At 39.1% G+C, this 18542-nt stretch carries 15 protein-coding genes; 4 read left to right on the plus strand and 11 right to left on the minus strand.

Annotation, left to right across the window (positions count from 1 at the left end; all coding sequences use genetic code 11):
• The 3 genes from AC1DDX_RS02575 to AC1DDX_RS02585 all read right to left on the minus strand — a co-directional run.
• On the minus strand, nucleotides 1–692 hold a 692-nt coding region (locus AC1DDX_RS02575; RefSeq protein WP_477621757.1), incomplete at its 3' end, for a vWA domain-containing protein.
• Between the two features lie 96 nt (nucleotides 693–788).
• Entirely contained in the window at nucleotides 789–1670 is an 882-nt protein-coding gene (locus tag AC1DDX_RS02580) for a cupin-like domain-containing protein (protein WP_172661698.1), read from the minus strand.
• A gap of 152 nt (nucleotides 1671–1822) precedes the next feature.
• The gene (locus tag AC1DDX_RS02585) at nucleotides 1823–2704 is read right to left on the minus strand and encodes a cupin-like domain-containing protein (protein WP_288883608.1); all 882 of its coding nucleotides are present in this window, start codon (nucleotides 2702–2704) and stop codon (nucleotides 1823–1825) included.
• 288 nt (nucleotides 2705–2992) lie between these two features.
• On the opposite strand from AC1DDX_RS02585, the gene AC1DDX_RS02590 reads away from it, so the two are divergent.
• Genes AC1DDX_RS02590 through AC1DDX_RS02600 form a run of 3 tightly spaced genes read left to right on the plus strand, consistent with a single transcriptional unit; the run spans nucleotide 2993 to nucleotide 5994 of the window.
• Nucleotides 2993–3394, plus strand: coding sequence for a DUF1800 family protein (locus AC1DDX_RS02590; protein WP_477621758.1), 402 nt, complete (start codon nucleotides 2993–2995; stop codon nucleotides 3392–3394).
• Nucleotides 3360–4709, plus strand: a complete 1350-nt coding sequence (locus tag AC1DDX_RS02595; RefSeq protein WP_477621759.1) for a DUF1800 domain-containing protein — start codon at nucleotides 3360–3362, stop codon at nucleotides 4707–4709. Before AC1DDX_RS02590 ends, AC1DDX_RS02595 begins: the two co-directional genes overlap by 35 nt.
• Before the next feature lie 19 nt (nucleotides 4710–4728).
• Nucleotides 4729–5994 carry a DUF1501 domain-containing protein gene (locus AC1DDX_RS02600; RefSeq protein ID WP_288883605.1) on the plus strand — a complete coding sequence of 422 codons (1266 nt, stop codon included), beginning with the start codon at nucleotides 4729–4731 and terminating at the stop codon, nucleotides 5992–5994.
• A gap of 40 nt (nucleotides 5995–6034) precedes the next feature.
• Here AC1DDX_RS02600 and AC1DDX_RS02605 read toward each other — a convergent pair whose 3' ends face one another.
• Nucleotides 6035–7348: a DUF3472 domain-containing protein gene (locus AC1DDX_RS02605; RefSeq protein ID WP_288883604.1), complete on the minus strand. Its 1314-nt coding sequence runs from the start codon at nucleotides 7346–7348 to the stop codon at nucleotides 6035–6037.
• A 148-nt stretch (nucleotides 7349–7496) separates the two neighbouring features.
• Here AC1DDX_RS02605 and lacZ point away from each other — a divergent pair, with 148 nt between their 5' ends.
• Nucleotides 7497–10655, plus strand: coding sequence for a beta-galactosidase, LacZ type (gene lacZ / locus AC1DDX_RS02610; protein WP_337717315.1), 3159 nt, complete (start codon nucleotides 7497–7499; stop codon nucleotides 10653–10655).
• Nucleotides 10656–10776: 121 nt separating this feature from the next.
• Here lacZ and AC1DDX_RS02615 read toward each other — a convergent pair whose 3' ends face one another.
• From AC1DDX_RS02615 to AC1DDX_RS02645, 7 genes are all read right to left on the minus strand, one after another.
• Entirely contained in the window at nucleotides 10777–11562 is a 786-nt protein-coding gene (locus AC1DDX_RS02615) for an SDR family oxidoreductase (protein ID WP_172661692.1), read from the minus strand.
• A gap of 3 nt (nucleotides 11563–11565) precedes the next feature.
• Nucleotides 11566–12711, minus strand: a complete 1146-nt coding sequence (gene hemW, locus AC1DDX_RS02620; RefSeq protein WP_288883901.1) for a radical SAM family heme chaperone HemW — start codon at nucleotides 12709–12711, stop codon at nucleotides 11566–11568.
• A gap of 59 nt (nucleotides 12712–12770) precedes the next feature.
• The gene (locus tag AC1DDX_RS02625) at nucleotides 12771–13979 is read right to left on the minus strand and encodes a carboxypeptidase-like regulatory domain-containing protein (RefSeq protein ID WP_288883900.1); all 1209 of its coding nucleotides are present in this window, start codon (nucleotides 13977–13979) and stop codon (nucleotides 12771–12773) included.
• 76 nt (nucleotides 13980–14055) lie between these two features.
• Nucleotides 14056–14214 (minus strand): hypothetical protein, encoded by a 159-nt coding sequence (locus AC1DDX_RS02630; RefSeq protein WP_172661689.1) that lies wholly within the window; start codon nucleotides 14212–14214, stop codon nucleotides 14056–14058.
• 45 nt (nucleotides 14215–14259) lie between these two features.
• Nucleotides 14260–15456 carry a site-2 protease family protein gene (locus AC1DDX_RS02635; RefSeq protein ID WP_288883899.1) on the minus strand — a complete coding sequence of 399 codons (1197 nt, stop codon included), beginning with the start codon at nucleotides 15454–15456 and terminating at the stop codon, nucleotides 14260–14262.
• Nucleotides 15446–17389 (minus strand): prenyltransferase/squalene oxidase repeat-containing protein, encoded by a 1944-nt coding sequence (locus tag AC1DDX_RS02640; protein WP_288883898.1) that lies wholly within the window; start codon nucleotides 17387–17389, stop codon nucleotides 15446–15448. Before AC1DDX_RS02640 ends, AC1DDX_RS02635 begins: the two co-directional genes overlap by 11 nt.
• Before the next feature lie 158 nt (nucleotides 17390–17547).
• Nucleotides 17548–18542, minus strand: a 995-nt coding sequence (locus tag AC1DDX_RS02645; RefSeq protein ID WP_477621760.1) for a glucosidase family protein, incomplete at its 5' end; no start/stop codon positions are given.

Consider the following 18542-nt stretch of genomic DNA (forward strand, 5'->3'; position numbering starts at 1 on the left):
GATATAGGCCATGCATCATTGCCAAATACAACAATATCCAGCGTGTCTTTAGGATATCTGGTTTTAATTAGCTCTGCCAACGCCATAGCTACTTTTTTAGCGGGCGTTATCCTGTCTTCGCCATATAGAATCATAGAATGTGATATGTCTATCATCAGTACGGTCGATGTAAGGGTCTTATAGTCTTTTTCCTCTACCTCCAGATCTCGCTCTGTTAACGTAAAGTTAGCAATGCCGTGGTTTATTTGGGCATTCTGGATTGACGCGGTAATGTCTATCTGATCTAAACTGTCACCAAAAGTAAATTCTCTTCTGTCTGCATTTTTCTCTTCGCCAATGCCTGATATATTGGTGTTGTGGTTACCCTTTCCGGCTTTTTTTAACTGGCCGAATATCTCTTCAAGGGCAGATTTACGTATGGTTTGCTCTGTTTTGGCAGTTATGCTTAAGTCACCATTTGCCGGGTTCTCTTTCAAATAACCTTTTTCCTTAAGGTCATCAATAAAATCACCCATCCCATATTCGTTATTTGTGAACTTATATTTCTTGTCCAGCTCGTTCATCCAGGCCAATGCCTCCCCGGCATCGCCTGCAGTATAATTCAAAAGCTGGGTGAAAAGCTTAAGCAATTCATCAAAGCCACCTTTCGGTAAATCATCGGGTTGGAAATTAGAAAAATGGAAACCTCTCATATATTCATTATAAACGAATTATCGAAGGTAAAAGTTTGAGGTGTTAATAATGTTATCCAGTTGTAAAAATACCTCAGGCAGAGAAGTTTCGGCAGCCTATTTAGGGCTGCCGTTTGCCAATGCTCTCTCAGCTCTTTTTATTGCCAGGCGTTCTCTCCACTTAGCGTAAGGAGCTTTAAATGCCATTTTTAAAATACTGTCAACACCTCCTTTAATAGCAAGGTTAAATACACTCTGGGCCTTTCTTGTAATTGACGCATCCCACGCTCTTAGGCTTAACGAAAAAGAGCCGTCAAGATATTTCATCCAATGCCACATACCGGTAGGCATAAACAGGGTATCACCGTGTTCAAGAAAAACTTCATAACCTTCAACCCCCTTAAGTGCTGGGAATTTCTCAAAATCAGGATTGGCTACGTCATAATCTTCTAATGCGTAGGTTGCATTAGGGATACAGTACAAGCGCTTCTTCCATTTATTATCAAAAAGGATAATGTGCTTTCTTCCACCGAAGTGGGTATGGAAAAGGTGAGGTAAATCTATATCGTAATGTAAAAAGGTAACCGAGTTCGATCCTCCAAAAAACATAGCGGGCATGCTTTCAATAAAGCCTCCCATTAAATCTTTAGGAATAACAATATCATTTACCAGGTTAGGAACATGTTTAAACAGATTAAAGAAAAAGATCCTCAGTTCTGTTGGTTTAGATTTAATAAGATCAAGATAATCCCCAAATCTCATCTCTGCTACAGATGCATTAATCGGTTTCGACGGATCAGCCTTAGAATTGTCCATCAAGCTAACTTTCAGATCTCCTCCTATTTCTTTTAAATAGTCGGTCGTCCATTTTTCTCTTGCCGGCCATGTTTTAGTCAGTCCTTTAATGATCAAAGGGCGTCTGGCATCTAAATAATTTTTTTTAAAATCAGCGGGGCTGATGCTCTCAACGGTATCTACCGGCTTTAAAATAAAACTCATAAGTTTTAATGATAAGATACGTGTTAACGGCGAAATGCCTGTTTACCGACCTTATTTAAAACAAACTTAGATAAAAAAATCCTTCTCTTCATAAGGTCATTCTTAATTTATTTCATAGCTACTATTTCAAATAAATTAAGATTAGATCATTATTAACAGGGTTGCTGACTGACGAGCGCTCTGTTTGCTCGTTTGATAGCCAGTTTCTCTTTCCAGGTCATGTACTTTTCTTTGAAATTAGCTTTCATAAAATCATCAAACTTACGCTGAAGGGTAAGATTATATAAACTTTTTACTTTTACCGCTAATGATTTATCCCAGGCCCTTAGGCTAATAGAAAAAGACCCATCAAGATATTTCATCCAATGCCAGTAACCCGTAGGCATAAATAAAGTGTCGCCATGCTCCAGAAATGCTTCAACTCCTTTAACACCTTGCAGTGCCGGAAATTTATTAAAGTCTGGCTTTTCAACATCATAATCCTCTAATGCATAAGTAGCATATGGAATTTGATAAAGGCGCTCTTTCCATTTGTTTTCAAAAAGGATCACATGTTTGCGACCGTTAAAATGGGTATGAAAAATATGAGCAAGGTCTATATCATAATGCAAAAAAGTAACGGAACCTTTTCCACCAAAAAACATGTTTGGGTAGCTGTCCAGGAAACCGCCCATCAATTCTTTCGGTGCACGATAGTCATCCAGTAGTTTAGGTGCTTGTTTAATGGGGTCAAACAAAAAAATGCGGAGGTCGGTAGGTGTGTTTCTAATTAATTCTACATAATCTGCGAACTTCATTTCAGCTGCTGAAGCATTAATCGGTTTTGAAGGATCAGCTTTAGAGCTGTCATATAAGGGAACAGTTCTATCGCCGACAACAGATTTCATGTAGTCTAAATTCCACTTGTCGTATGCAGGCCATGTCTTCGACATGTTTTTTATAATGAGCGGTTTGCGGGCGTTCAAGTAGTTCTTTTCGAATTCCTCTTTGGAAATATCATTAACGATATCGATTGGTGATAAGTCAAACTTCATGTTAATTCAATATTAAGATAAAGCAAAATTATAGAAAAACGATAGTGAAGGGAATTGCAGATATCAAAAATTGAAAATCCCTGACAAAACAAAAAAGCCGATGCTTTTTAATTACATCGGCCATATTGATCACCACCCGAAAGTCTTACTTCAATGAAATTTTCAACGCTTATAAGTATATATACGTTCAAATCTTAATGACGGATTTCTCTATTCATAATAAGTTATATGCTGATTAATCTTTTTGACGTTTTAATTGTCATACCAACATAATCCAACAAAACAACTATGAAAACAGCCATTAAGATCCCCTTCTCTTTTGTATTTGTTTTGTTTTTTATTACCCTATGCTCTTTTTTTCAAAAGGAATCAGTTACTGTAAAATTGAAATTCCCTTACAAGCAAGCAGGACTAAGTGAGCGACAGGCAGCCGAACACATGCTAAGCAGATTTACTTACGGCCCCAAGGCTGGAGACGTAGATCGTGTTCTGAAAATAGGTTTAGAGAAATGGTTTATACAACAGCTGGAAGGCAGCTTACAAGATGAAGAGCTGGATAAAATGTTGGCCCAATTTGATGATATCAATTTAAGTAATACTGATGTAGAAAATAAATATCCCAGATCTGCAAGAGTATTGCGTATGGCCATTAAAGATGGAGCTTACCGATTTCTGGTTCAATCACTTTAATGTCTCTTTGACCAAAAACCAATGCGCTTCTTTTGTTCCTGCTTTTGAACGGGATGTGATCAGACCCAATGTAACTGGTAAGTTTAACGATTTGCTGCTGGCTACGGCTAAGTCTCCTGCAATGCTTATCTATTTAGATAATTTTAGTAGCAGCGGGCAACCTGCAGCTGTCAGAAATGATTCTGTACAAACAAAAGGTGGCAATAAGAATAGGAAAGCACAGGTTAAAAAGAAACAAGGGGGATTAAACGAAAATTATGCCCGTGAGGTAATGGAATTACATACACTTGGTGTGGATGGGGGGTATGACCAGAACGATGTAACGCAGGCGGCAAGGGTATTAACGGGCTGGACTATCGCTCCAATGGGCGAAGATGGATATGGTGCAGGAATGAAAAAGCTGATGGATAATGTTGGGGAAACTAATCTTGAAAAAAGAGGGTTTGTGCATCAGGGAGATTTCTTATTTGTGCCCACCTGGCATGATAATGGAGAGAAAACAGTGCTTGGCAAACGATTCTCTGCCAATGGTGGGTATGAGGAAGGTGTAACTTTACTAACCATGCTTGCCCATCATCCTTCTACGGCAAAATTCATTTCAAAAAAGATTGCAACAAGATTTGTAAGCGATCAACCGTCTCCACGGCTTATAGATAGAATGGCAAAAACATTTATTAAAACAGACGGAGATATAAAACAGGTAATGATCACCATGGTTTCTTCTCCCGAATTCTGGAAGGTTGATGCTTTAAGGGAAAAAACAAAGTCGCCTTTTGAACTTGCCATTAGCGCAGTACGGAGTTTAGATGCTCAAATTACACAACCATATCAGTTGTTTAGCTGGATCAACAAAATGGGACAAAAGATGTACTATTATCAGGCTCCAACAGGATTCCCAGATAGGGGTCAATATTGGATTAATACCGGAGCATTATTAAACCGAATGAATTTTGGTTTGGCACTTGCTTCTCAGCGCATCCCAGGAATAAAGGTTGACCTGGCGGCTTTAAACAATAATCATGAACCCGAGAGTGCTGAGGCAGCTTTAACAACATACAGCAAGATCATTATGCCCGAACGTAATCTTGACGCTACCATAAAGAGATTGAAACCTATGCTTAAGGATCCCGATTTAAATAAAAAAGTAGAAATAGCTGCTGAGAAAAACACGCCCGTAGCATCGAATATTGACAACACCGAAGTTATGGGAGGCGTTAAAAAGGGTAGAATAACTAAAAAAGAAGATGTGAAGAATTCAGAATTGGCTCAGGTAGTAGGTGTAATTCTTGGTTCTCCTGAATTCCAACGTAAATAGATTTAAATAAAAAACTATCATGACATCAAGAAGGGGATTTTTAAAAGCAGGAGGACTTGCCTTATTTGGAATAGGGATGGGTGGAGTACCAGGTTTTCTGGCCGATGCTGTTGCCGGGATAAAGCAACCAGGCCTTTTTGAAAGAAGGAAAATACTAGTTTGCATTTTTCAGCGGGGAGCTATGGATGGACTTATGGCGGTAACTCCTTTTACAGACGAATATTTAAGGACTGCGAGACCGTCTCTGTTTATGTCAGCTGCTAAAACTTCTGCAAATAAACCCTTGATAGATTTGGATGGCCGTTTTGGGTTACACCCTTCAATGGGCTCCTTTGAACAGGTATTTAGAGAAAAAAGAATGGGAATAGTACACGGAATAGGTTCTCCAAATAATACACGCTCTCATTTCGACGCACAGGATTATATGGAATCAGGTACGCCTTTTCAAAAAGGTACTGAAAGTGGGTGGCTAAACAGAGCCGTTGGCTTGCTTGGGCACGACGGAGTAACGCCCCTCAGAGGAGTGAGCTTAACTTCATCCTTACCAAGATCTTTTTATGGTGATAATCCCGCGGTAGCCATTAGCAACCTGCAAGATTTTAACATTCAAATGAGGGGTAATGTTAATGGAGCCAACATGGCTGCTAAAAGCTTTGAAGATCTTTACGATCAAACTTCCTCTGGTCTATTAAAAGAAACCGGGAAAGAGAGTTTTGAAGCCATAAAAATGCTTCAAAAAACAGATGTGAAAAATTATAAACCCACCAATGGAGTTATCTATCCTAATTCAGCCTTAGGAAATTCTTTGAAGCAGATTGCACAGCTAATCAAAATGAATGTAGGGATGGAAGTGGCATTTGCTGAATCGGGAGGATGGGATACTCACTTTAATCAGGGAAGAGAAACCGGAATTTTTGCAAGAAATGTAAATGATCTCAGTGAAAGTATTATGGCCTTTTGGACAGACATAGATACGCTGCAAGATGACGTAACGGTTATGACCATGACTGAGTTTGGCCGAACAGTAAAACAAAACGGAACCGGAGGGACAGATCATGGCAGGGCTTCCTGCAACTTTATTCTTGGAAATGGAGTAAAGGGAGGATTAGTACATGGTATAGTGAATCCTCTTGCAATTGAAAACCTTGAAGATGGAAGAGACCTTGCAGTTACTACAGATTTTAGAGCTGTGTTTAGTGAGGTTGCCGATAAGCATTTAAGAATTAATAATGATAAGGTGCTGTTCCCAGACTGGAGTGGCTCAAAAATAGGAGTGATGAGTTAATAAGGGTGTCCAAAACTTGATTTAAACACCCTTATAGGCCTTACGGCAGTTTTTTAAAATCAATTTCAGGATGTTCTTTTCCAGATGATTTTCTTTGTAAAGGAGTTTTTATTGGAGTGAAATCATTAAAAAAGCCACAATTCTTTAAAAAGAATGACGAATCTTCTGTTCCTCCTGCATAATCCTTCCTGTAATTCTCTCTTGCAGTGGCATCAGCTGTAAATGTTGCTGCGGTAACTTCATGCCAATTACCTTCAGAATCAATGGCCCATTGATTTTTATATTTTGCTTTGCGGGATTGATCGCCTGTTGATGGAGAGAAGTTTTCTAAGAAGGAATGGAGTCCTTTTAAATACTCTCCGGACTTTGGACGTTCAAAGCTGGCTACAAGTTGCCAGTTTCCTTTTTCCAAATCCTTAAAATAGGCGGTATATATCGTCGTTTTTTTGTCTTTATTAGGTTGTGCTCTTATTAAAAAAGCATAACTTTTTCCAGCTTTCCATGGATAAAACATATAGCTCTGACCGCCAGAACCCTCATTGCCGAATTCGCCTGTTTTTGTTGTGCTTCCTTTTTTAAGCAATACAACCTTCATGCTGTCTGGAATGGATTTAGGATCGTCAGTGGAGAATGGGCTCCAAATAGAAAATAAAACCCTACGCTCAGTTGGTGAATTTACCTGCATCCCGAAGTATCCTCCGCTAAAGCCATTCGACATAAAGTACGTACCTAATTTATCTTCACCTACCGGAACCTGAATTTCATTGTAAAACCATTCCGTATTGTTTTCTGCTTCAGCAGGGATTTTGTAACCCAAATGTACAGATGGGCCTCTGTGACCCCAATAAAAGTAATTGCCTTCATCGTTTTTAACGTAAGCAGCACCTTTTAAAAGCTCTTCGCTGCCACTTACAATTAAATCAGATACCTCTGCAAAAAAACCTCCTGTTTTAGAAAGTCCTTTTAGCTCTATCTTCACATATCCAGGCTGTTTAATGGTAATGCTTCCTATTTTAACTATAGCAGAGCCCAGATTACCTACTTCTTTCACAAGAGTCGTGCCCTCGGCAGTGAGACTTATTTTACTTTTCCCCTCCGGGACACTTAGTTTTAAAGAAATCTCTGCTTCTCCGGAAGATTCTGTTCTAAAATAGATGGTAATTACATCGCTAGCGGCAGACCAATTGGTTATACCTTCCTTTTTAATGCTGGCTGTCGAGTTTTCGTTTACCCATCCATTCCCGCCAAGCGGTATGGTAATGGTTTCAGGTTCTGCGCTATTTTGGGCTTTTGCTAGGCAAACTGTGCTAAGTAAAAACTGAAATGCAAGCAGAAACAGGGTGGTTCTTTTCATGTTCATTTATGTGTGGTTTGTGTTATAAATTAAATGTATGAAAACCATAATTAAAATGTTGAACTAAATTTAAGTCAAACGTTTGCGCTAATGTTTTAACCAAAATATAATTAGGTTCGAGGGTGGATAATACAATCTAAGAATACAAATGAGAACTTTTTTAACAACCCTATCTCTATTATTGGCTACCTCGGCTGTAATTGGACAGCAATTGCCGTCTGAACTGCAAACCCCCGAAGTAGTCTCAGTTAATAGAATGCCAATGCGAGCATCAGCTTTTGCTTTTGAAAACAAAAATCTGGCTTCTAAGAGAGAGAAAGAAAAATCCGATTACTTTTTAACCTTAAATGGCCAATGGAAATTTAATTGGGTACAGGACCCGCATAAGCGTCCGGATGATTTTTTTAAAACAGATTTCGACGATAGCAAATGGGATAATTTTAAAGTGCCTGCCAATTGGGAAACCAATGGATATGGCTTGCCTATCTATGTAAATCAGCCATACGAATTTGCCGGCCGTAAAAATACCGGCGCTAAAATGAATCCTCCTTTTGATATTCCAGTAGATAATAACCCGGTAGGGTCTTATCGTAAAAAATTTAGTCTGCCTCAAAATTGGGATGGCCGCCAGGTATTTATTCATCTCGGGGCTGTAAAATCCGCGTTTTATATATGGGTAAATGGTAAAAAAGTAGGCTATAGCGAAGACAGTAAACTTGCAGCAGAATTTGATATTACCAGGTATATAAAGCCCGGAGAAAACCTGGTTGCTTTGCAAGTGTACCGCTGGAGTGATGGAAGTTATTTGGAGTGCCAGGATATGTGGCGTATTTCGGGAATTGAGCGAGATGTTTATCTGTATGCTACACCAAAATTAGATGTAAGAGATTTTAAAGCAATTGCAACACTGGATAAATCATATAAAAATGGGGTTCTTTCATTTACTGCCGAAATAGACAATTACAGAATAGACAATAAAACCATGCACAGCAAGCCTGATAGCTTCGCTATAGAATTAGACTTGGTAGATTCTAAAGGTAAATCTGTTTACAAAGATGAAACAAAAGGGGTTAAAACAGCTCTTGGAAATTTTAAAAGTACGGTTAGCTTTAATACACAGGTAGAAAATGTTGCAGCATGGACTGCAGAAACACCAAATCTGTATACACTATTCATCACACTTAAAGATAAAAAAGGAGAAGTGCTGGAGGTTATTCCTCAGCGCATCGGTTTCCGCACTGTAGAACTGGTAAATAATAACTTTCTGGTAAATGGTAGGCGGGTATTCTTTAAAGGTGTTAATCGTCATGAGCATAATGCAACCCAAGGGCATACACTTACCCGTGCCGATATGAGAAAAGATATGGAGATGATGAAAAAGCTGAATGTAAACTCAGTTAGGCATTCTCATTATCCTCCTGATCCATATTGGATGGAGTTATGTGATGAATACGGTCTTTATGTTGTTGACGAAGCGAATATAGAATCTCATGGTCGCTATTACGATCTGGCATATACACTGGGTAATGATAAACAATGGAGAGCTCCTCATTTGGAGCGTATTAAAAGAATGTATGAACGCGATAAAAATCATTCGTCGGTAATCACATGGTCGCTTGGAAACGAAGCGGGAAATGGGGTTAATTTTTATGAGGGTTACGACTGGTTAAAGTCAAATGACATCAGGCCGGTACAATACGAACGCGCAGAAGAAGATTACAATACAGATATGATTGTGCCTCAGTATCCAGATCCGAATTGGCTTAAGGAATATGCTAACAGCAAACCAGACAGACCCCTTATTATGAGTGAATTTGCGCACATTATGGGCAACAGTTTGGGTAACTTTAAAGAATATTGGGACGTTATAGAAAGCCAGCCTAATTTACAGGGAGGCTTTATTTGGGAGTGGATAGATCAGGCAATTGATACGGTTAAAAATGGTAAACGCATTAATGCATATGGTGGAGATTTTCCATTAAGCGGTCCCGTTAATCAGGATTTTAGTGATAATGATTTTTGTGTAAAAGGTGTTGTTACCAATTACAGAGGAATGACACCAATGGCTGTTGAGGTAAAAAAGGTATATCAGTATATTAAAACAGCTTATAACGGGTCAAATAATATCAGCATCAATAATTCTTATTTCTTTAAAAACCTTGATAACGTTGGGCTGGCATGGGAACTTCTGGAAAATGGTAAGGCTATAGAGAAAGGTAATATAAGTGCTTTAAATATTGATCCAAGAACAGAAAAGGAGATCAGCTTACCAATTAAAACCAAGGTTAAGGAAGGAGCAGAATACTTTTTAAATATTTATTATAACCTTAAAAAGGAAGAACCGTTTTTACCGGCGGGATATAACATCGCAGCAGAACAATTTGCATGGAACGGTACAGCCCAACCTGTTAAAATAGCAACTGCTAATGGCAAGCTATTGATAGAAAAAGAATCAGGTAAAGCTATTGTAAAAGGCAAAGACTTTTCTGTAGCTTTTGATATGGCAGCGGGTACTATGAGCAGCTATAGTATTAAAGGGGTTCAAATGCTTGCCGAAGGACCAATCCCGGCATTCTGGCGTGCACCTACAGATAATGATATAGGTGCAGGTTTTAACAGTAGCTTAAGGAAGTGGCGCAATGCTTATACAGAAGGTAAACTAAGTATGGCGGATCTTAAACAAGATGGGGCGGGTGATGTGACTGTAACATTTACAAAAGAACTGGTAAATGGTGATGCTTCTGTAACGCAGACATTTACAGTAAGGGCAGATGGAGTGGTTAAAGTAGACAACAAGTTTACAGCCATTAAAGGAAAGTATCCGCTAATGCAGCGTATCGGTAATGATCTGCAATTAAGCAAAGAGTTTAGTAAAATAAATTTCTATGGCCGCGGCCCTGGAGAAACCTATTGGGATCGTAAAACAGGGTCCTCTATTGGCCTGTATAGTCAAACTGTTGATGAGCAGTATTTCCCATATGCGCGTCCACAGGAAAGCGGTAATAAAACAGATGTACGCTGGGTGAATTTTACAGATAAAAAAGGAAAAGGGTTAAGCTTTGGTATGGCCGATAGCTTATTGAGCTTCTCAGCACTTCCATATTCATTGGATGATCTTGACCCGGAAGAAGAGAAACAGCAGTATCATTCAGGCGAACTTGTTAAGCGCGATAAAATTTACATGCACATGGATTTGATCCAAAGTGGTGTACAAGGAATCGATAGCTGGGGTTCTATGCCTTTACAGGAATACAGAGTTCCTTTTGTAAAACATGAATATTCTTACTGGATAAACCCAATAAAATAACCAGAAAAAGGGAGCGTAAATTTACGCTCCCTTTTTTAGCTTCTATTCCCTTTGTTCTGATTTTGAAATGATTGCGCAAACGTTTGCAATTTTTATCATCTTGCAGATTGCTGGTGAAGTGTTAGGTAACTTTCGCAGTTCTAAGGTATTTAGAGAATCTTAAAGGGAACAATCTTTTAAACAAAACTCCCTTCACTTCTTTACCCCCAATGTACACTTCCTCCTTATTTAGTTTTACTGCCTGAACGATCTTCCTGGCACAATCTTCCGCTAACATACCATTTTCCTGTGCAGCATCCATGGTGCCCTGCGGTGTACCATTTGCCGTTAATGCATTAAGCGTAACATTCGTTTTAATAAAACCAGGACAGATAATTGTAATGTTTATCTTTTTGTCATACACTTCAGACCGAAGTGAATCAAAGTATCCATGCAATGCGTGTTTCGATGCTGAATAAGCAGAGCGCATCTTTGTGCCAAACTTTCCAACCAGGCTGCTTATGCAAACAATATTACCACCTCCATTTGCAATCATATTAAGCAGCACTGCTTTGCTTAGGATGGTTGTTCCCCAAAAGTTAACATTCATTAAACGTTGTTCAGTTTCGAGGTCGGTTTCCAGAGCCAATCCACGCTGACTAATTCCACCGCTATTGATCAGAATGTCGATATGACCATAAATACGAATAGCCTCTTCGGCTTTTCCGCTTAAGGTGGCTGTATTTTCAAGATCTAAGGACAATACATGAATGTTTACCGGATTCTTGCAGTTCGTTTTAACCCGAAATAACTCATCACGATTGCGTGAGGATATGATCAATCTTGCGCCTGCTTTATTATATTCATAAACCAAAGCTTCGCCAATTCCAGAGGATGCGCCGGTAATCCAAACAACTTTACTATTCATTACTTAATATTTAAGGTGATCATCTTCTGTTATAAACAATTCAGATGCGATATGATCTGCAAACAATTTCCCATCTAACGTTAAAACAAGCTGGTCACTCTGATTTTCTAACCACTTCTTTTCTATAAAAGGCTTTATATTTTTAATAGTGTCCGTTAAGAACACCTTGCCAAAATCAGACTCAATTTTAGTTAAACTTGTACCCCACATTGTCCTTAATGAGGTCATAATATATTCATTAAACCTATCGTAAAGACTAAGCTCTTCAATCGTTTCGGCGAGTTTTCCAGCTTGCAATTCGCTTAAGTAAGCTGTATTATTTGCGATATTAAGATATCGTGTTTTACCGCTAAAACCATGAGCAGATGGGCCTATCCCCAAATAAGGAATCCCGCGCCAGTAATTGGTGTTATGAACGGCGTACTTGTCTGGTTTGCTGAAGTTCGAAATCTCATAATGCTCAAAACCACCTTCTTTTAGTTTGTCAATAAGTGTAATAAATTGAGAAGCACTCTGTTCATCATTAACAGGCGTTTGTTTGCCTTTTTTTATTGCACTTGCAAGTGCAGTGCGTGGCTCAACAGTTAATGAATATGCCGAAATATGTGGTGTTTGGAATTCAATAGCTTTATTAATATTGCTTAGCCATTTGTTGTCTGTTAGTAAAGGATAGCCATAAATAAGGTCGATGCTCAGGTTTTCAAATCCTGCATCCTGACTGCGTTTTATGCAGGTTTCAGCTTCGCCTGCATTATGGGCCCTGTTCATCCATATCAGATCCTCATCAAAAAAAGATTGTATTCCTATGCTAAATCTATTAACGGGTAACTGCCTTAATTCGCTGATCTTTTTTGCATCAAGATCATCAGGGTTAGTCTCAATAGTGATCTCAGCATCCGATGAAACAGAGAAATGTTTAGTTATGGTATTAAATATTTTTTCAAAACCTTTTGATGGAAGTACTGATGGTGTTCCACCCCCAAAATAAATAGTACCGACCTGATCTGTTATCCTGGATTTTTTTCGAATAATTTCCTCGCATATGGCATCAGTCATCTCATCAATGTATTTTAAAGAGGTACTGAAATGAAAGTCGCAATAACTACAGGCTTTCTTACAAAAAGGAATATGGATATAAATGCCGGACATCTGGCAAAAATAAGGTATAAAAATGACTTGTGTACAATAGAGAGATTAATCTGGCACGATCAGCGAAGGTAATTACTAATTAGTTTACGACGTTCAAAAGAACTTATAATCTCGTTTTCCAGTGGAGTATGTGAGATCATAGTATTACCATCCCATTTCTCACTGTTGTATGGAATGTTCTTCATCAACCCCACATCGTCGGTCTTTGGTGTGATAGTCATGTATTTCTCTTTCGAAAGCGTATCATCATAATCGTACATTAAGATCTTTGCATCATAAAACAATTTCTTAGCCGTCACAAAACCAAATGCAGCTTTGCTGGTGAATTTAATATCAGCAAAATCAAGAACAGTAGCACCATCTGCAGTCTTTTTAAAGTTCACTATAGTATTTACTTCTGTGTCTTTTAATTTTAGTGGACCACTCAGGTCAAATGAAAAGTTAACGATCTTCCCGTCAAGTTTCAATACGTCGTAATTTTCAGTATCAATGAATATCTTTCCAACGAACATATTATCTGTCTTGTTAGTTTTAGGCGTGCACATAATCACAGCAATTTCATGCATATTACTTCCTGTTATATATTGGCTGATACGGCAATCATATAGAGAATCCGGTCTTTTCGTTACTGGTTTTCGTACCACATTACTTGGTAAATATCCCGTAGACATAAAGCTAAAGAAGCTAAAGTTTGTAAAGCTGATCATACTTTTCTCCAGATTAGCATACCTTGTTTGTAACGGTTGCCAGCCAGTCATGGCAAAACTCTGCCATTGGCCGTTAAATATAGCTTCCTGCATGCCGGTGTAGGTATCACCCTCCTTAGTGAACTGTCTGATGTATCCTTTGCCGTAATACTTCCTGGTAGCATGGGCATACACCTTTTCAAATGCTTTCCTGATCAGCTGGACTGCATTGTCTCTGCCAACCAACACCGTGTCAAGGCTGATGGATGCAGGACTAAGCACTATCGATAACTGTTGCGTGGGATCTGTCACCGTAATTTTTTGTGTTTGATAACCAACGTAAGATATGTTTAATGTAACAGGAAGGGCATCTGCATAAATCTCAAAACCGCCTTCATCATTACTTATGGTAGCATTTTGAGCCTGTTCATTGTAAATGCTTGCATTGGGCAAGGGCTGTTTATTAGTTGAATCTGCAACAGTTCCATGCAGTTTAATGCCTTGATTTGCCTGGGCAAAAAGTGCTGGCGTACAAAAAATAAAACTAAGGCAATAAAGAATAAGAATCTGATAAAATCGCATAGAGATAAAAATAAGAAATAAAAATAGGAGCAATGGTATTGCGCAATACCATGCTCCTATTGTAGGTTGTTAACCTCTAAAGGGTAACGGTAGCACTCGCTTCCCAGCCGTCATTGCTCGCTTTAGCAGAAAGACTCCACGCTGCAAACTCCATTCTCTCTTCAAGCTCTTCTACTTCGAACATTTTAACCAACTCTGGCTGATAGCTCTGTAATTCTTCGGTTGAATTTTTCATAATAGTAAATAATTAATAGGTAAACCGGATGAAATTAAATAGACATCAGTAAGCCACCCGGCCTAGCTTTGCTGACGTAACCCGCGAGTTTTTTAAAATAAAATGGTATAACATCCTCCCCACTAACCAATAAAAAATAAATACAAAAAGATATTCACTTTTCAAGTTGTTGAATGAAAGTTCCATTCTTATCATTTTCATAAACAGATCTAACAGGATAGCCGGAAAATGAATTATACTATCAAAGTGGCTTACAAGCATAAATCCCATATAAATCAGAATAAAAGCAGTGTTAGCCATACCGTAAATAATTAGCCATTTATCTGTTCGGCTAAACGCAGCCGGCAGATGTTTGCTGCGTGAGAAAACTGCTCCGAAAACGTCCTTCACCAGTTTGTTTGCCTTTGGCAGCAGATTTGGTGTATTGGTAATATCTGAAAATACCCAGTAACCATCCATACGCACAAAAGGATTCAGTTCGAACAATATTTTCAGATTGATGAGATAAAAGGCGGTTAGCAGGGTTTTGTTGCCTGTAAAATAAAAAATCAGAAACAGACAAACAGCATAAAGGAGTTCATTGGTTGCACCCGCCAGATTTACTATAATACGACGCTTTTTAGGCACCTGCCAAATGTTGGTTACATCTGAATACAACACAGGAAAAATAAGATAAAAGGCAAAACCGACCTCCCCGTGTTCCACGCCCGCTGCACGAGAGGCCGCGATGTGCCCAAGTTCGTGTATAAGCACCGAAGGATAAACCAAACAGGCGAGAAGTAACAGGTTGACATTTGTCCATTCGAAGGCCTGCTGCGACGGATAACTAATCAATATCCAGGCAACTACTCCCGCAAGTATACTGATCAACACGAAAAATAAACGTGGTGAATACAGGAAACGAAAGGGGGCCGACAAAGCTCCTGCTACCGAAGGTGAAAAAAATGGCACTTGCAGATGCAGGTATTTCCCCTTTTTCTGAACTTTACCATTTTCTTCTTCTGTTAGTATTTGAAAGCCGGACAGCTTTTCCTTTGTAAGCTGACGAAATGTTTCGGTACTCAGGTCTGTATTAAAATGCAGGTTAAAGGCCTGTACAGCTGCTTCATAATCATGATGTTTCTGAAGTAGCTGCACTAGCGTCGCGCTTGCCTGATTAAGCAGCATATGGCGGCCATCCATGGTTTTTAATACCCATCGGCTATTGTCTGTTTCTGAAAGAGAGAGGTCTTTAACTAGCATGGATCAGGGAATATTTTTGTTCGTACAAATGCAACGTATTTAATACTGTAGCCGTAGTGAAAACACGATTATGATCGTCTATTATTACATTCACGCCAAATGAGCTTTTACGCCATTGCTCAACAGTTTCTAACTGGATAACATTTGTTGCCGGAAGTAACAATACCCGGTTGGTGGGCCAGCTACCGTCGCCGGTTTGGTTTCTTAAAAGCCATTCTGCACCTTTCTGTATCTCTTCTGTATAGTGCTTATCGTTGAATTGTAGTAGTGCTTTCATGGCTAGCGCGGTATACAATGCACTGGGCTCATTTACGGCAGGATTATACCAGCAACCATCTGAGTTTTGTATATTACTTAACCAGCATGCCATCCTTGCCGCAGCATCTGCATATTTCTTTGTCTTACTAAGTGCCATTAGGCTAAATGAGGTGGCATAGATTGGACTTGTCCACCAGTACGATGAAATATATCCTTCATCGTGTTGTTGTTTGAGTAAATAACCAATTGTATCGTCATAAGCCTCATTGATTTCCATAAAAGATAATACACAGGCAGCTACAGCCGACACACAGTTATGAGGCATTAACCAACCTGCAACGCTTACACCTTTGTCTAAACCGAGCTTTTCCCGCAGCGATAATTCATTGTTATAAGTCGCCCACCCACCATTACTATGCATAAACGAGCGCCAGTTAACCACGGTCGCCTCCGGTACATTTACCCCCCTGTTATTTTGCATCCATATAAAAAAATTAATAGAGTCCGCGTCAGCGATGATATTTTCATTATACGCCGCTCCGGTTCGGGAAAGTAATTGTTCTGATGCTTTTGCTATCAATGCTTCGTTCCCGGGTATATCCGAAAGCTGCAGAACAACATAAGCTGTAATCCAATCTCTGCCAAAGCCGGCCGAGGTCAGAAAATCGCGCCAGTAACCATCCTCCTGTAAGGAGCCCGCCATAAAATCTATTCCTGCAGTGGTTGAGTGCTGTATTGTTCTGGCCTGTAAATGATCGGTGCTTTTTTTGGCCTTGTCCTTTGTTTTCTCAATAAGCAGACTTATCTCCCGTATCTGATTACGGCATCTTTCTTCTTTGCTTGTGATAAATGTCACAAGCCTGTGAAGCTGTGTTTTTGCAGCTATTGTTTTTGCAAGCCGAAAATGATCAATGGCATTCTCTAAATTTCTTACAGCTATGCCTGAAAGAAAGAGATAGCGGTATTTAGCGTCACTTGAAACCGCCGATAGATTATGCCCTTGATCTTTAATTGCTTCCTCAACCTGGCTGTGGGTATATGTCCATTGTTGTTCTATTCCGTCTTTTTTAAAATCGTCGAGATCATCAAGATATTGAAATCCGATATGCAAGTGCTGCAGACATTCTAACCAATCAGGAGTATGCTGAAAATCCTTAGGCATCAATCCATTCAATGCATAAACAATGGCATTACATACTGCAGACTTACCGGAAGCAATTTTTTTAAATACTGCTTCAGTAATTGCGGGTCTTTTTTGTGACCATTGTTTTTCTAACAAGGTGGTGTTGAAGTACTCTAGTTTGCAGGCTTCAAAGTACTGCCAGAACGGATTGCTATTCTCGTACAGCCTCCCCAGCTCTGCTGCTGATCTCTCGAAAAAACTAAAAAAAAGATAAAGATTTGTTTTCTTCTCTGTCGTTTCCGTCTGGCTATCAGTCATATGGTCATAAACCAATAGTGCCCTAAAATAAAGGTAGCTGGCGATGCCTAATTTTTCAAGTTTGGCTGCCGGTATATTAATATCATTTTTCCCATTCTCTGTAAGAAGGGGAATTAAGTTAAGATAAAAGCTATGCGAATGATATAAATCCGGAGAAGTAAGCGCTTCTTTCGTCGCATTTTCTAGGAAAAGCGTGTTCACATATTCACTAAACTGGTCAGTAGTTTTACTCATAATTTAACTCTTGACTTAAACGAAAATTGTAAAAACCAGTAATATTTATTTGGATTTTTACGCTCTAAAGTTTTAGAAATTAAATTTAATCAGTGAGATCTGTCTGGTCAATCACTGAAAACCAGTATTTTTACTTTAATGCTGTTACATATGTAAGGTTATTTTACCGCAAATTTAGTGGTCGACTTGCAAGTATGCTCTATTGAAAAGCTACCGTCATTTTTTGATGTAAAATGCTTAGCAACTCCATTTATAGCTAATTCATACTTTTTGCCAGGAGCCAGCCCCTTGATTGTAAATAGATATTTGTCAGGCGAGGTAACGGTCCATGAATATGCATTAGCATCCCATGAATTAATCTCCATGTTTATGCTACGATTGCTTGCGGAATTAATCTGAAGCAACATCACATCGTCATTGTGCGGATAATAAGTAAGTATATTACCTGCCTTATTTGCACCAAAGCTCTCTTTGCTTTTTATTGAAAAACCATTGGTACTTATGCCAGCCAAAATATCATCACCCAATCCAAGTTGAGTAGTTCTGCTATACCGCTGAGAAGAGAGCCCATCCTTTTTATACTGGTCCAGCAAGTTATTGATGTATTTAAGTGCAATAGCCTTATCGTATTTAGCATAAGCCCTTATACCAAGGTATCCCCAGGTTGGAAATATATCACCATTTTCATATTTTGGGAAAGGCCAGTTGCCCTCACTAACCTCTTCTCTTTTAAAAGAATCAAAGCACAATGGCCAGTGAAAAAGATTCTCAGCTTTAGATCTGTACTCTATCTGATCAAGGATCAACGCTATTCTTTTTGGGTCATCGCATATACCAAACGCTATAGCCGCAAAATTTACTGGTGTAACCAGATTATCGCCATGTACAGAGCCATCTTTGTCTCGCCAATATACATACTGCTGTTTAGCCGCCGACCAAAATCCACCTTCCTCAACCGGCTTGTTAAAAGCGGTTTTTAGGCGCGAAGCTATGGCCAAATAGTGATCTGATTTTTGCTGGTTGCCCAATATCCTTTCGCATTTAGACCATAGGGTCAATGCTTCATACATCTGTGCATTTACAAAAGAATTCTCAAAACTTGCCCACACAATATCTAACCAGTCGCTTGCTTTTTTATCGGCAATGCCATCAT

This window comes from Pedobacter sp. 10L46_2, assembly GCF_056395165.1.